General features: G+C 49.9%; 14 protein-coding genes. All 14 read left to right on the top strand.

The genetic code is table 11. The features are described 5' to 3' along the window. The first annotated feature begins 68 nt into the window (after positions 1-68). The 14 genes from spoVT (at position 69) to hpt (ending at position 13,990) form a co-directional block, all read left to right on the top strand. Positions 69-611 carry a stage V sporulation protein T gene (gene spoVT / locus H1230_RS01155; protein WP_154122706.1) on the top strand — a complete coding sequence of 181 codons (543 nt, stop codon included), beginning with the start codon at positions 69-71 and terminating at the stop codon, positions 609-611. A 134-nt stretch (positions 612-745) separates the two neighbouring features. Further along, the gene (locus H1230_RS01150) at positions 746-2,440 is read left to right on the top strand and encodes a putative polysaccharide biosynthesis protein (RefSeq protein WP_239713856.1); all 1,695 of its coding nucleotides are present in this window, start codon (positions 746-748) and stop codon (positions 2,438-2,440) included. Positions 2,441-2,536: 96 nt separating this feature from the next. Further along, positions 2,537-4,036 (top strand): bifunctional methyltransferase/pyrophosphohydrolase YabN, encoded by a 1,500-nt coding sequence (gene yabN / locus H1230_RS01145; protein ID WP_239713855.1) that lies wholly within the window; start codon positions 2,537-2,539, stop codon positions 4,034-4,036. Positions 4,037-4,354: 318 nt separating this feature from the next. Next, positions 4,355-4,627, top strand: a complete 273-nt coding sequence (locus tag H1230_RS01140) for an HU family DNA-binding protein (protein ID WP_239713854.1) — start codon at positions 4,355-4,357, stop codon at positions 4,625-4,627. After that, positions 4,627-4,905 (top strand): RNA-binding S4 domain-containing protein, encoded by a 279-nt coding sequence (locus H1230_RS01135; protein ID WP_239713853.1) that lies wholly within the window; start codon positions 4,627-4,629, stop codon positions 4,903-4,905. Before H1230_RS01140 ends, H1230_RS01135 begins: the two co-directional genes overlap by 1 nt. A gap of 164 nt (positions 4,906-5,069) precedes the next feature. Then, complete coding sequence (gene yabP / locus H1230_RS01130) at positions 5,070-5,354, top strand: sporulation protein YabP (protein WP_239713852.1); 285 nt, start codon at positions 5,070-5,072, stop codon at positions 5,352-5,354. Further along, positions 5,351-5,914, top strand: coding sequence for a spore cortex biosynthesis protein YabQ (gene yabQ / locus H1230_RS01125; RefSeq protein ID WP_239713851.1), 564 nt, complete (start codon positions 5,351-5,353; stop codon positions 5,912-5,914). Before yabP ends, yabQ begins: the two co-directional genes overlap by 4 nt. Positions 5,915-5,936: 22 nt before the next feature. After that, entirely contained in the window at positions 5,937-6,269 is a 333-nt protein-coding gene (locus H1230_RS01120) for an FtsB family cell division protein (RefSeq protein WP_239713850.1), read from the top strand. 128 nt (positions 6,270-6,397) lie between these two features. Continuing rightward, entirely contained in the window at positions 6,398-6,916 is a 519-nt protein-coding gene (locus H1230_RS01115; RefSeq protein ID WP_239713849.1) for a S1 domain-containing RNA-binding protein, read from the top strand. A gap of 345 nt (positions 6,917-7,261) precedes the next feature. Further along, entirely contained in the window at positions 7,262-9,769 is a 2,508-nt protein-coding gene (spoIIE, locus tag H1230_RS01110) for a stage II sporulation protein E (RefSeq protein WP_239713848.1), read from the top strand. Between the two features lie 437 nt (positions 9,770-10,206). Then, entirely contained in the window at positions 10,207-10,953 is a 747-nt protein-coding gene (locus H1230_RS01105) for a vWA domain-containing protein (RefSeq protein ID WP_239713847.1), read from the top strand. Continuing rightward, complete coding sequence (locus tag H1230_RS01100) at positions 10,943-11,881, top strand: serine/threonine protein kinase (protein ID WP_481857108.1); 939 nt, start codon at positions 10,943-10,945, stop codon at positions 11,879-11,881. Before H1230_RS01105 ends, H1230_RS01100 begins: the two co-directional genes overlap by 11 nt. A 77-nt stretch (positions 11,882-11,958) precedes the next feature. Beyond that, positions 11,959-13,404, top strand: coding sequence for a tRNA lysidine(34) synthetase TilS (gene tilS / locus H1230_RS01095; RefSeq protein ID WP_239713845.1), 1,446 nt, complete (start codon positions 11,959-11,961; stop codon positions 13,402-13,404). 46 nt (positions 13,405-13,450) lie between these two features. Beyond that, positions 13,451-13,990, top strand: a complete 540-nt coding sequence (gene hpt, locus H1230_RS01090; RefSeq protein ID WP_154122719.1) for a hypoxanthine phosphoribosyltransferase — start codon at positions 13,451-13,453, stop codon at positions 13,988-13,990. Positions 13,991-14,068 lie beyond the last annotated feature (78 nt).

Below are 14,068 nucleotides of genomic sequence, written 5' to 3'. Positions count from 1 at the left end.
GGGAGTATTCTTTCCCATATTGAACAGTAGTTGGACTAAACTTCTTTAGAAAGCGGGGCACATGTGAAATGAAAGCTACTGGAATTGTACGCCGTATTGATGATCTCGGACGAGTGGTGATCCCCAAAGAAATCAGACGCACCTTACGCATCCGAGAAGGCGATCCACTGGAGATATTCGTCGATCGCGATGGTGAAGTCATACTGAAGAAATATTCCCCGATCGGGGAATTGGGAGATTTTGCCAAAGAGTATGCAGAGTCACTCTTCGAAAGTACAGGACATATTACAATGATTGCGGACCGTGACACCTTTATTACACTTGCTGGCGGTTCCAAGAAGGATTATTTGGATAAACAAGTGGGCGTGCTGCTGGAGAAAGTGATGGATGGCCGGAAAACGGTACTGGAAACGAACGGTGGCAGCTACGAACTTGGTAAAGATCATCAGGAACTACTATCCTCCTATGTGGCCGCACCCATCATTTCCGGCGGAGATCCTATTGGCTGTGTAGTAATGCTGAATAAAGATGATTCGGTGAAAATGTCACAAATGGAAGTTAAAATGACTGAAACGGCTGCTGCATTCCTTGGCAAGCAGATGGAGCAGTAATATCTTATTTGCACTACGGACCCTGCCTTCCTTTGGTATGATGGACAAAGGGAGGCGGGGATTTTGTTGTCTGGGGCGTACATACGTTATAATATAGAAATTCATCTTATTCTAGCAGTAGAGCAGGTATATTTATGAAATCCACAACTCAGGCTTCCAGATTGCTGCAAGGGGCATTTATTCTTAGTGCTGCAGCCATAATCTCCAAGCTGATTGGTACATTGCAAAAAATCCCGCTGCAGAATTTGGGTGGCGATGCCGTATTCGGTATTTATAACACTGTTTATCCTCTATATACGATCCTTGTAACGGTAGCCATGCTGGGGCTTCCTACTGCCATATCCAAGTTCGTAGCTGAAGCTTCGGCTGGAAGACGCGATGAGGAGGGGCGGCGGGTATTGCTGCTAGCTGCGGGAATAACGGGCATTAGCGGTTTAGTCATCGGAGTCCTTACTTATACGGGTGCACCAATTATTGCCGTTTGGGTCGGGAACTCGCATGTGCTGCCTGCACTGCGGAGCAGTGCGTGGGGGCTGGCCTTTGTTCCGGTGATGGCCGCACTGCGTGGTTATTTTCAAGGACTGCATAATATGGTGCCTACAGCAGTGTCGCAAATTGTTGAGCAGTCGGTGCGTGTTGCTGTGATGATTGGACTGCTACTTTATTTGACTTCACAGGGTGCCGGAGCGGAGAGTATCGCTGCTGGTGCACTGCTCGGATCGGCTGGTGGCGGGGCAGCAGGGCTGCTGGTTATGCTGCTGTATTGGCGGCGTTACCGCCGTAGCGGCAGCATGCAAGGAGCTGGAGCAGAGATCGCAGCCGCAACAGAGGCTATAAGGCCGGGAGTGTATGTTACTACTGCTGCTGACTCAGTGGGCTCAACCGGACGGAGCGGAAGCGTGAAGGCCAGTAAGCTGCTGGCCTATGGGGTTCCCGTGATGCTGGGTGCGCTGGCTGTGCCACTTATTGGCTTGGTAGATGTATTTACTGTGCCCCGTCTGTTGTCCGCATCCGCTGGAAGTGAAGGGGACGCAATGGCACAGTTTGGGGTGTACAACCGCGGGTTGCCACTCGTACAGATTGTAACCATGCTGGCTACTTCGTTGTCCGTAGTGTTCATTCCGGCGCTGGCCGAGGCGAAGTTCAAGGGCGATATGCAACTGATTGAGACGCGCTGCAGCCTGTCGCTGCGCTGGTTCTGGCTGCTCGGCTTGGCAGCAGCAGTCGGTCTCGCCGTGCTTGCTGTGCCCATTAATGTGGCGCTATACGGCGATACCGCCGGCAGCACCACAATGACCTGGCTGGCCTTCACCGCCGCTGGCGGTACGGTCAGCATCATCTCCGCCGCCCTGCTGCAGGGCTTGGGCTATGTGCGCGCACCCGCGCTGCACCTGCTGGCCGCAGCAGCGCTGAAGGTGGCGCTGAACCTGCTGCTCGTCCCGCAGCAGGGCATCACCGGCGCGGCCATGGCTGGCGTGGCCGCGCATCTCTTCGCAGCAGCACTGAACGTGCTGCTGCTGCACCGCCAAGGCCATCTGCGGCTTCGCTTCGCAGATGCCCTGGCCAAGCCCGCGCTGCTGCTCGCGGGCTTAGGCCTGGCCGCAGCCGCCGCGAGCTGGGGCGCTGGGCTAGCGGCGACAGCGGCCGGCTTAGGCGGCGGGCGGACCGCAAGCCTCGCGCAGAGCCTGCTCGGCGTTACTGCGGGCTGCGCAGTCTTCGCCGTAGGTGCGATCGCCCTGCGGCTGCTCAGCGAGAGCGAGCTGCGCCAGCTTCCGGGCTTCGGCCCGTCCCTGGCGGACAAGCTGAAGAAGCTGCGCTTGTTTCCATAAGGCTTAACCGGCTACATTACGAGTAGTACAATCTATTATTACAAGGCAGCCTTTCGCTTGGAGCGATTAAGGGCGCCAAGGAAGAGAGGAACAGGCATGAGCGCAACATTAACAGTGGTTGGCCTCGGGTCCGGCAATCCGGACCGGCTGACGTTAGGCATCGTCAAGAAGCTGAAGGCGGCATCCGTCGTCTATGTACGTACCAAGGAGCATCCGGTCATGGCTGCCCTGGCAGAGCTTGAGATTCCATCACAGTCCTTTGATGGGCTGTATGAAACATTATCCTCATTTCCTGAGGTATATGAAGCGATAACCTCACAATTGATCGAGGAGGCGCGTTCCGCTGCGCCGGGCACGAATATCGTCTATGCGGTACCGGGGCATCCCATGGTTGCCGAATCCGCAGTTTCTCTGCTGCGCCAGCGTTGCCCGGGAGAGGGCATAGAGCTGCAGATCCTGGGCGGTGAAAGCTTTCTCGATGAGGCGTTTGTACGGCTTGGCTTTGATCCCATCGAAGGGTTCCAACTGCTTGATGCTTCCGGCATTCGCAGCTCCCAGCTTCAGCCTGAGCTGCACACGCTGATTGGCCAAGTGTATGACAGCTTCACAGCTTCGGAGACGAAGCTGTGTCTGATGGAGCTGTATCCACCTGAATATGAGGTTATTGTTGGGCATGCCTTGGGAGTAGAGAACGAAGAATCGATCATTACCGTACCACTGTATGAGCTGGACCGTCTGGATGGCTATGGCAATCTGTCGCTTGTTTATGTTCCGGCCAATCGTACTGCGGATATCCGCAAACGCACCTTTGCCCGCCTGCATGAAATTGTCGATATTTTGCGCAGTCCGGAAGGTTGTCCCTGGGATCGGGAGCAGACCCATGAATCGTTGCGCAAAAATCTGATCGAGGAGACCTACGAGGTTCTTGAGACGATAGATGAGGATGACCCTGAACATATGAAGGAAGAGCTCGGGGACCTTTTGCTCCAGATTATGCTCCATTCACAGATGGAAGAGGAGCTTGGGACCTTTAACGTGTTCGATGTGATTGAAGGGCTGAATGATAAGCTGATCTTCCGGCATCCGCATGTATTTGGCGAGCAAAGTGCCAGTGACGCCACAGAGGCGCTGCAGAATTGGGAGGGCATGAAGGCAGAGGAGAAACGCCGCAAGGGCTTAAAGCCAGAGGAACAATCTGCCCTTAGTGGTGTTCCCCGCGATTTGCCAGCATTGATGAAGGCTTACAAGCTGCAGAAGAAAGCCTCCAAGGTAGGCTTCGATTGGGACAATGTGAGTGATGTTCTGGCCAAGATTCGTGAGGAGCTGGATGAACTGCAAGAGGCGATTGATACGGGTGCACCAGAGGATGAGCAGCTTTTGGAGCTGGGAGATTTGCTATTCGCTGCCACGAATGTGGCCCGTTTCATTGGAGCAGATCCGGAAGAGGCTTTAACCCGCACCAACCGCAAGTTTGTCAATCGATTTCAATATATTGAACAAAGTCTGCTGCGAAAAGGAACATCTGTACAGGATAGTAGCCTGGACGAAATGGAAGCTTTGTGGCAGGAAGCCAAGAGCCAGGAGCAGAAGGCATAGAGACCGTTGTTCTAAACTTGCTTCTGATCCTCTTTGAGCCGTATATGTCTGCCCAGATGGGGCAATGCTGGTAAGGCACTACCACAAATCTCTGATTTGAAATGGAGATAGCGGTTTATAATGTAATAGTGCTAGAGCCTGAGCTGTAGTGGCGATTTTTGAGAAAGAGGAGTTTCTTTTTAAAAAAATCGGCGAGTTGTGGCAGGATTTTAGAATGGCATCAAGAATATCATAAAGACGAAATGACGATTTGCGCCATTGTCTGGCTGTGAATCTCGTTTCATTTATTTTTTCGTATCCTAGGAGGAACTTCAAATTATGAACAAGACAGATTTGGTAAACAACATTTCCGAGAAAAACGGATTGGCAAAAAAAGAAGTAGAAGCAGTATTGAACGGGTTTTTGGGCGAAATTACCGAAGCTTTGTCAAAAGGTGATAAAGTTCAACTGATCGGTTTCGGAACTTTCGAAACTCGTAAACGTTCCGGACGTACAGGACGCAACCCACAAACGGGCGAAGCAATTGAAATTTCTGAATCTACTGTACCGGCCTTCAAGGCGGGGAACAAACTTAAAGAAGCTGTCAACTAATGCGTCTCGACAAATTCCTGAAAGTATCCCGTTTGATCAAGCGCCGTACCGTGGCGAAGGATGTGTCCGAACAGGGCCGGGTGTTAATTAACGGACGGGAAGCCAAACCGAGCAGTACAGTCAAGATCGGAGACGAGATTACCGTACAATTTGGTCAAAAGCTCGTGACGGTCCAAGTGGAAAAGCTAGTTGAAACCACCCGCAAGGACGAGGCTGCCGGTATGTATACTTTACTCAGGGAAGAGCCTGTTGCCAAAAGCACCGGTCTGGACTGGTAAATAGCTTGAGTACTTTAAGGTTGTACAAGAAGGCGTAGCTCTACATTACGTAGAGCCGCGCTTTTTTATTTTGCTGTTTAACTATCATTTTATAAAAAAATCCGTAAAGTTCTATAACATTACCCTCCACCATAGATTAGAGGTAAGAAGGAGGGGTACATGCTATGACCGAGCCAGTAAAGGTTAATAAACAGCACGATCTGCACATGCGCAGTCGTAAGCAGTTGGAGTTGACGGGTGTGCAAAATGTAGAGAGCTTTGATAGCGAGGAGTTTCTACTCCGTACAGAACTTGGCCATCTCACCATTCGCGGGAATCATTTACATATCAAAAACTTAAGTCTGGAGAACGGAATCTTGTCACTTGAGGGCAATATCCAATCTCTGATTTATCTTGATCCCGGATCGCACGGTAAAAATAAAGGTTTACTCGGCAAGCTATTTAAATGAATCCTGCGATCCAGTGGCTAACGCTGCTTTATATGATGCTGGCCGGGTCAGCAATGGGACTGGCCTATGACAGCTACCGGGTGCTGTCACTGAAATTACGGTTTCCCAAATGGTTGAACGCTATGCTGGATCTGCTGTATTGGATATGGGCAGCCTTGCTTGTGTTCCGCATGTTGTACGCAGGGAATCAGGGACAATTGCGGGTTTATGCTTTTCTGGGACTCTTTCTAGGTGTATGGATCTATTTTTTGATCTTCAGTGTTACGGTGCGGCGTTTTGTGGTAATGTTAATTCAGTCAGTTCAGTATACGTGCAGATTGTTATGGAGACTTGTAGAAATCCTGATAGGTGTGCCACTGCTTTGGCTTTGGCGTTTTCTTAAGGGACTGCTGAAGTTGCTTGGACGTATTCTTTTATTCATACTAAAGTTGCTGTTGCGTCTAACGAAGCCGATTTGGGTACTACCTGTAAGGTGGATCTCTCCGCATGTATTGCGGCTGGCTCACAGCGCCTGGATCAGGAGATACACAGAATGGATCACCAAACGATGGAAACGCTGACCTTGAAGTGGGGGTACGCTGCATGAACAGATTCTCTGCGGAAGAGAAGGCCAATAATAGTAAATCTTCGGCCGCAGGTGCGAAGAGAAGAAGAGTCCTATGGACACTTTTTATCGCGGTATTTTTCGGCTGGGCGGGGTATGTCTTTTTTGCCCAGAGCGCACTTATTGCGGACAAGAGTAGCCAACTGGCTAAGAAGCAGGAAACCAGTGAGAGTGTTACGGCATCTTTGAATCAACTGAAATACGAAGTATCGCGACTTAATGATGATGAATATATCGGTCAACTGGCGCGTAAATGGTATAATATCTACCCGCAGGGCGAAACTCCTATCCGGACAGAGCAATCGAAGTGATCAAGAGACCAAAAACAGGCTTTTCACTCTGTTGCCTTGCTTTCCTCTTTACTGTATAATCAAATCACCGCAGACTGGATGACCTTAATATTCGTCTGTATATTTTTAAGGGAGGATCATTTTATTCTATGGCAATTGAAGTGGGCACCAAGTTAGAGGGCAAAGTGACAGGCATTACGCATTTCGGAGCATTTGTGGATCTGTCAGGAGGCGTCACAGGTCTCGTTCACATCTCGGAAATCGCCGATAATTACGTCAAGGATGTTAACGATCATCTGAAGATAAGTGATGTAGTAACAGTCAAGGTGATCAACGTTGACAAGGACGGTAAGATCGGACTTTCCATTAAGCAGGCTGTAGATAAGCCGGCATCGGAAGTACGTCCTCCCAGAGCTCCAAGACCTGAACGTCCAAGCGGTGGAGATCGTTTTGGCGGTGGTGGCGGAAGTGGCGGAGGCGGCGGCGGTGGTGGCGGTGGTTTCAATCGTGAACGTGGAGGGCGTGGTGCTTTTAACAAGCCTGTAGCCGGTAAACCTTCATTCGAGGATAAAATGTCACGTTTCCTGAAAGATAGTGAAGAGCGGATATCTTCGATCAAGAAGAACACAGAAGGAAAGCGCGGAGGCCGTGGAGCCAAGCGTGATTAATTAAATACTGAAATTCCATAAATAACCGCTGGGGCATTTCGCCTTTTGCGGTTTTTTTGTCGGGACGAGACAAATTGCCGACAGCATCCATCTCATTCTCACATAACTCTAGGGCAATCGCTGGCGAATGACTGTAATCTCTTTCCATGATGTGGGGTTGCCGGATGCTTCAAGAAGAGAACAACCGACCGCTCTATAAGGGTTAAACCCGAATTTACAAGTATTGTCGGGACAGGCTTTTTTGTCGGAAATTTCTTGGGATTGGCTCTCCGTTTTTGACAAACTTTCTCAGAACCGTGCGCTTATAATGAGAACCATAAATTCTCAAACGGGTGGTGTAGCGGAATGGGTAAAAGCAATGTGGTGAATTTGCCGGAGTGGACAAGAGCAGGTAGCAATGACAAAGATGAGAAATCAGCTTGGGGAGTGCGCGTGAAGACCTGGAGTCAGAGCCGACGGTGGATTCAGCTTATGTCAGCCAAGAAATGGATGCTGCTGCTGAGCTTTATGGGTTTCCTGCTAGGAAGAGCCATGATATTGGACGAGCTGTCCCCCTTTGCCGCAGCTTTCTTTGCCGTCGTTGTATTTTTGCGCAGAGATTCTATATTGCCTGTCGCCGGAGCTATTGTGGCAGGCAGCCTCTTCACCCCGTTCCCTGGCGCATGGGTTATCACTGCAGAGTTGATTATTTTCTTTCTAGTTTATAAAGGACTGGAGACCTTCCAGCGAATAGATTTGGCCTATGCGCCACTAATGGTATTCGTGTCTTCTTTTATGGTTGGCCTGTTCCAGGTTGTCATCGGCCCGTCCATTACTTGGTATCCACTGATGATGATGACACTCGATGCTCTGCTTGGATTCGTACTCACATTGGTGTTCCTGCAAGCCCTTCCTTTGCTAACCTATCGTCAAAAGAGTCGTGCGCTACGAAACGAGGAAATTCTCTGCCTTATCATTTTACTGGCTTCTGTCATGACCGGTCTTGTAGGTTGGAGTGTCAATGGCTTATCTCTAGAGCATATCTTATCCCGCTACCTGATACTGCTGTTTGCAATGGCTGGTGGTGCTCCTCTTGGTGCTGCTGTCGGGGTAGTTACGGGGCTGATTCTCAGCTTGGCCGATATCGGCGCGATCTATCAGATGAGCTTACTGGCCTTCTCTGGAATGCTCGCAGGTATGATGCAGGGAGGGAGAAAAGGTGCAGTATCTATCGGAATGCTGCTAGGGTCCAGTATTCTTTCTGTTTATTTTACGGGTCCAGGGGAGATGATGGCCTCCACGTGGGAGACCTGTGGAGCGGTTCTGTTATTTTTGCTAACACCAAAGGGACTCATTACAGCTATTGCCAAATATGTACCGGGCACAACGGACCATAGCCGATCCCAGCACGAGTATGCCCGCAGGGTAAGAGATCTAACCGCAGATCGGGTCACACAGTTTTCGCAGGTGTTCCAGCAGCTGTCCAGCAGCTTCGGCCAGATCTCCCGAGCCGGGGATGCTGGTAAAACGGACCGTGAAATGGAGGGCTTCATGAACACGGTGACAGAAGGAGCTTGCTCAAGTTGCATCCGGCGATCACACTGCTGGGATGCCAAATTTTATCAAACCTATAGGTATATGACGGATATGATGACTACTATAGAGGAGTGCCCGGATATTACAGCTGCTCAGCTTCCCCCAGAGTGGAACCGGATTTGCGGTAAAACAGGAGAAGTGCTGGAAATGATGAAAGGTCAATATGATCTTTACCAGCATGATATGCGGTGGAAGAGACAAATATACGATAGCCGTCAATTTGTTGCGGAACAGCTTTCCGGAGTGTCACAGGTGATGGAGGATTTGGCCAAGGAAATCAAGCGCGAAGGACAGGCGATGTATCGTCAGGAAGGCCAAATCCGTGAGGCATTGGAGAAACTTGGTTTGTCTATCCATAGTATTGAGATTATGAGCCTCGACCCTGGACGCGTAGAAATCGAAGTGGTACATGCCTACACCAGGGGCTTTGATGAATGCCGCAAAATGATAGCTCCCCTCCTTTCAGATATCCTGGATGAGAATATAGCTGTTGTTTCTGAAACAGCTGTACACCCCCGTGAAGGTCTATCGATGGTCACCTTCGGCTCGGCAAAGGCATACGAGGTAAATACGGGTGTGGCGGGTGCCGCCAAAGGCGGGGATATGTTGTCAGGTGACAGCTACAGCACGAGAGAGCTCGGAAATGGCACCTTTGCCGTATCGATCAGCGATGGAATGGGGAATGGGGAACGGGCGAGAATGGAGAGCAGTGCGGCGCTTGGTATGCTTGAGAAGCTGCTACAGTCTGGTATGGATGAGAAGCTGGCTGTAAAGTCTGTGAATTCCATTCTGCTGCTGCGCTCTCCTGACGAATTCTATGCCACCGTAGATATGGCACTGATCGACCAGTATTCGGCGCAGACCACCTTTATGAAGATCGCTTCGGCACCGAGTTTTATACGGCGGGGTAACGAGGTCATTCCGATCACGGCCAGCAATCTGCCTATCGGGATTATTAAGGAGATTGAAGTCGATCTGGTCAGTATGCAGCTGCGTCCGGGTGATATTTTGATAATGATGACTGATGGTATTTATGATGCGCCCGGATATGCCGTTAATAAAGAGATATGGATGAAACGATTAATCCAGGAGCTGGAAGGTGATGATCCTCAGGATATGGCCGACAGCTTGTTGGACAAAGTAATCCGCTATCAGGGAAATGAAATTCAAGATGATATGACCGTTATTGTCAGCCGCCTCGACCACTTCCACCCAGAATGGTCCAGCCTGCATATGCCGGGAGTCGGCCGCATGGATCGCCCGCGTATTGTTAGTTAGCTTTTATCCCAGTGTGTTTATCTCTTATCGTCTACCTGTCAGACGGTTTGTATGCGCACAGCGCTGTACCTGCATGACCCGGCGAGTCCAATTCCATAACTCGCCTTCAGCCTGCCCGCTCCCGTTTCAAAAGCTGCTGACTCAGCGGCGTAATCTTTAGATTTCAAATATGGAAGTGAATATACGGAACGTAGAGAAATTTTGGTGCTGGAGAAGCGTCAGCGTTCGCCTTTGTCCTCAGATTTCAACCGCGAGCAGCGGTTCCAATCAAGAAATCTGAGGACAACAGCGATCGTAAGCCCAAACATTTCTCGTAGTTCCCCTTAATTCACAATTGTTTTGATCTAAAGTTTTCCCCAAAAAAGCAGAGTTTGAAATCTCTCATTTCTGGATATGCTAGAAACAGAGGTTCCAAGTCAAAGGGGAGTGGATGGGTCATGAAGCAAATTTTACTCATTACTGACGGTTGTTCGAATGTGGGGGAGAGTCCGGTGATGGCTGCAGCGCATGCTCTGCAGGAGGGGATCACCGTTAACGTGGTTGGTGTTATTGATTATGGGACGATCGGTGAACTGGGAAGCAGAGAGATTGCTGACATTGCCAAAGCGGGTGGCGGGATCAGTCGGATCGTCGGAACGCCGCAACTGGCGCAGACCATGCAGATGATGACACGCAAGACCGTGGTTCAGACCATCCAGCAGGCAGTTAATAAAGAGGTAAAAAAAATATTAGGCGATGGCTCCCTAGAAGCATTGCCTCCGCTTCAGCGTTCACAAGTAGTAACTGTCGTGGATGAATTGACAGAGACGTCGCCGCTGCGCATCGCATTGCTGATCGACGCGAGTGCGAGCATGAAGCCAAAGCTGGGCGCAGTCGAGGACGCCATCCGTGATTTAGCGCTTAGTCTGGAAGCCAGAGAAGGCAGCAGTGAAATTGCTGTATTCCATTTTCCTGGTCGCTCCAGTGGGGAAGAAGCCATGCTTGATATGGATTGGACTCGTGATCTGTCGGGAGTTCGTGCGCTGTTCTCCCGGATGCGGATGAGGGGGGCAACCCCGACAGGACCAGCTATTTTCAAGGTGCTTGAACATTATCGTTATGATACACTGGATAAACATCGTGACCGCCATCCGGCCCAAGATCACGATGAAAGAGAAGGGATGATTGGTGGGTATGTCGTCTAATCCGCCCTATCCTGCTGGCACCGTTATCATCGGCAAATGGCGGGGGAACCGCTATGTTGTGGAACGGCTGCTGGGAAGAGGCGCGAACGGAACCGTATATCTCGTGCAAAGAGAGGGAAGACGGGAGCGCTACGCGCTAAAAATCGGATACGACACACTTGATCTGCAATCAGAGATCAATGTGCTGACTTCGCTGCAATCGCGCCGCAAACGCAACGAACATCGCGCCCGCCAGGAATCTCCGTTATCTTCTTATTTACTGGAAGCTGATGATTTTGCGGATGGCAACAATGTTCCTTTTTATGTAATGCGTTATGTGGAAGGCAGACCTCTGCACCTTTTTTTATCCAGGAATGGTCCTTCGTGGCTCGGCCTGGTGGGGCTAAAACTGCTGGATAAGCTGCGGGGACTGCATGAGTGTGGATTTGTTTTTGGTGATTTGAAGCCGGAGAATGTTATGGTATCCGATTATGGGGAAGCGGAGCTAATCGATTTTGGTGGTGCCAGTCCTCTCGGGCGGAGCGTAAAACAGTTTACAGAATGGCATGACCGGGGATTTTGGAATGCCGGCAGCCGGACGGGCGATGAGAATTATGATCTTTTTGCCTTTGCTGTGCTCTGTCTTCGCTTGCTTAATGAAGAAGGGCTGAAGAAAGCTGCGCTGCAACTGCCACAGATGAGAAGTACTGATGAATTGCTTAAACTGGCTAAGAATTTGCCGGATAAGAAGCTATCCTCATGGTTGAGCCTAGCGCTCAAGGGAGGGTTCTCCGGTTCAGCGGAGGCTTTAGAACTCTGGAAAAATCACATCTATAACACACGCAAACGGGAGCTGGAAAGTATGGCCACCCCTCGTTGGCTGAAGAATGCCTTTGCCTTATCGCTATTTTTACTTGCGTTCACCATTTATTGGGTAATTCGTTTCTGAAACAATACATACAGCTGAGATGCTGACCCAACCGGTCAAACCCTCTGCAAACGACCGGTCGAGAAAGGAAGCCGCATATGGAGCAAATGAATGGACTGATGGAGTCTGTACAGGAGTCAGCAGCCGAGCATGAGCTGTGGTCACCTCATGACACCATTGTAGTCGCAGTTTCCGGAGGTCCGGATTCTGTGGCTCTTTTGCGTGTTTTGCATGACATATCTTTGAATCGGATGCCGTTAACCCTGATATGTGCCCATGTGAACCACGGGTTTAGACCCGAGTCGCCGGACGAGGCGGAGTTCGTACGCAGTATAGCTGAGGAACTGGGACTGGTCTTTGAGCTGGGAGTATTCGATATCCCCGCGTATATCAAGGAGAGTGGCCTTGGACCGGAGGGGGCGGCCCGGGAGAAGCGTTATCAGTTTCTGATTGAAACAGCACATCGTTATGGAGCCCGCTCCGTTGCTCTGGCACACCATGCCGATGATCAGGTGGAGACAGTGCTCATGCGCATGCTGCGCGGTAGCGGGCTTTCGGGACTGGCCGGAATACGCTGGAAAAGAACTGAAAAAAAGGTGGAACTCATTCGTCCCTTCCTGCGTATTAACAAAACAGCTCTTGTCGATTTTTGCGAGAAGCAGGGTTATGCTTATGTTGTAGATGCCAGCAATCTGCTGACTAAGTACAAGCGAAATGCGGTTCGATTGGAGATTCTTCCTTTTCTGGAAGGGTATAATGGCCGAGTCAGACAGTCGCTCTTGCAGCTTGCAGAGATTGCCGGTGCGGAAGATGATTTTATGGAAGTTACCACGGCAAAATGCTTTGAAGAGCTAGTTTCGAAGGTGCATGGTAAATATACCTTTGACAGGGCTTCATTTGCCGCCATACCCTCCGCTTTACAACGGCGTTTGATTAAACTAATATTAAATTATCTGTCAGCGGATTCATCCGTTGCCGATTTCCCCAAAATAGAAGCCGTGCGTCGGGGAACGCTGCAGGACTACCCCACAACGTGGAGTCTGGATTTAGGTGTAGGTCTGACTTGTGTGCGGCAATATGATACAATCTTGTTCTCGTCCAAGCCCTCACAGCGGCAGGCAAGCTATACATATCGGTTATCTTTACCTCATCCCCAGCTGAGGCTGGACGAAATAGGGAAAGTAATGACGATGGCGGTGCTGGAGAGAGAAAGCTTTTTCGTAAAGGGGGAGGACTCCGGGAAGATGTCGGCATGGTTTGACAGTGATGAACTGGTCTTCCCACTGACAATTCGTTCCCGATTGCCTGGAGATACCATAAAGGTTATGGGATTAAACGGAAGCAAAAAGGTAAAAGATATTTATATTGATGACAAAATACCTTCTTCCGAACGCTCTGTGATTCCCCTCGTTTGTGATGGTTTAGGCAATATCGTCTGGATTCCGGGTGTTAGACGCTCGATGCATGCCGCAGTAGGGCGGCACACGACCTCGGTGCTTCTGCTGTCTCTCCAAGAACTGGATGGGAGCGTAAGCCAACCGTAATGGTCGAAGTAAATCATTCATAGAATAACTTAGGAGGTTTCGCAAGTTGCAGAACGATATTCAGGAAATTTTGATCAGCGAAGAAGAAATACAGCAAAGAGTTAGAGAGCTTGGTGCACAGCTTAGCGCTGAATATGCAGGCCGTACCCCTTTAGTGATTTGTGTACTAAAAGGTGCGTTTATATTTATGGCAGATTTGGTTAAAGTCATTACAGTACCTGTGGAGATGGATTTCATGGCGGTATCCAGCTATGGAGCATCCACTAAGTCCTCCGGTATTGTCAAAATCATTAAAGATTTGGATGTGCCAGTAGAAGGACGTGATGTCTTGATCGTTGAAGACATCATCGACAGCGGTCTTACGCTCAGCTATTTAATTGAGCTGCTTCAGGGTCGCAATGCCGCCTCTATTTGTGTGGTTACCCTGTTTGATAAGCCGGCAGGCCGTACGGTTAATCTCGAAGCCAGCTACACGGGTTTTGTATTGCCCGACGAATTCGTAGTTGGCTATGGATTGGATTATGCCGAGCTTTATCGGAACCTCCCTTACGTAGGAGTGCTGAAGCCTGAGATTTATTCCAATTGATATTGACAGCCTTGGATCTACGGATCAAATTCAAGGACCTTCATTATTTGAGGTGTCCTAACAGGCTATGGTACAATA

The organism is Paenibacillus sp. 19GGS1-52, assembly GCF_022369515.1.
GTDB lineage: Bacteria > Bacillota > Bacilli > Paenibacillales > Paenibacillaceae > Paenibacillus_AQ.
This window is presented reverse-complemented; position numbering and strand designations above follow the sequence as displayed.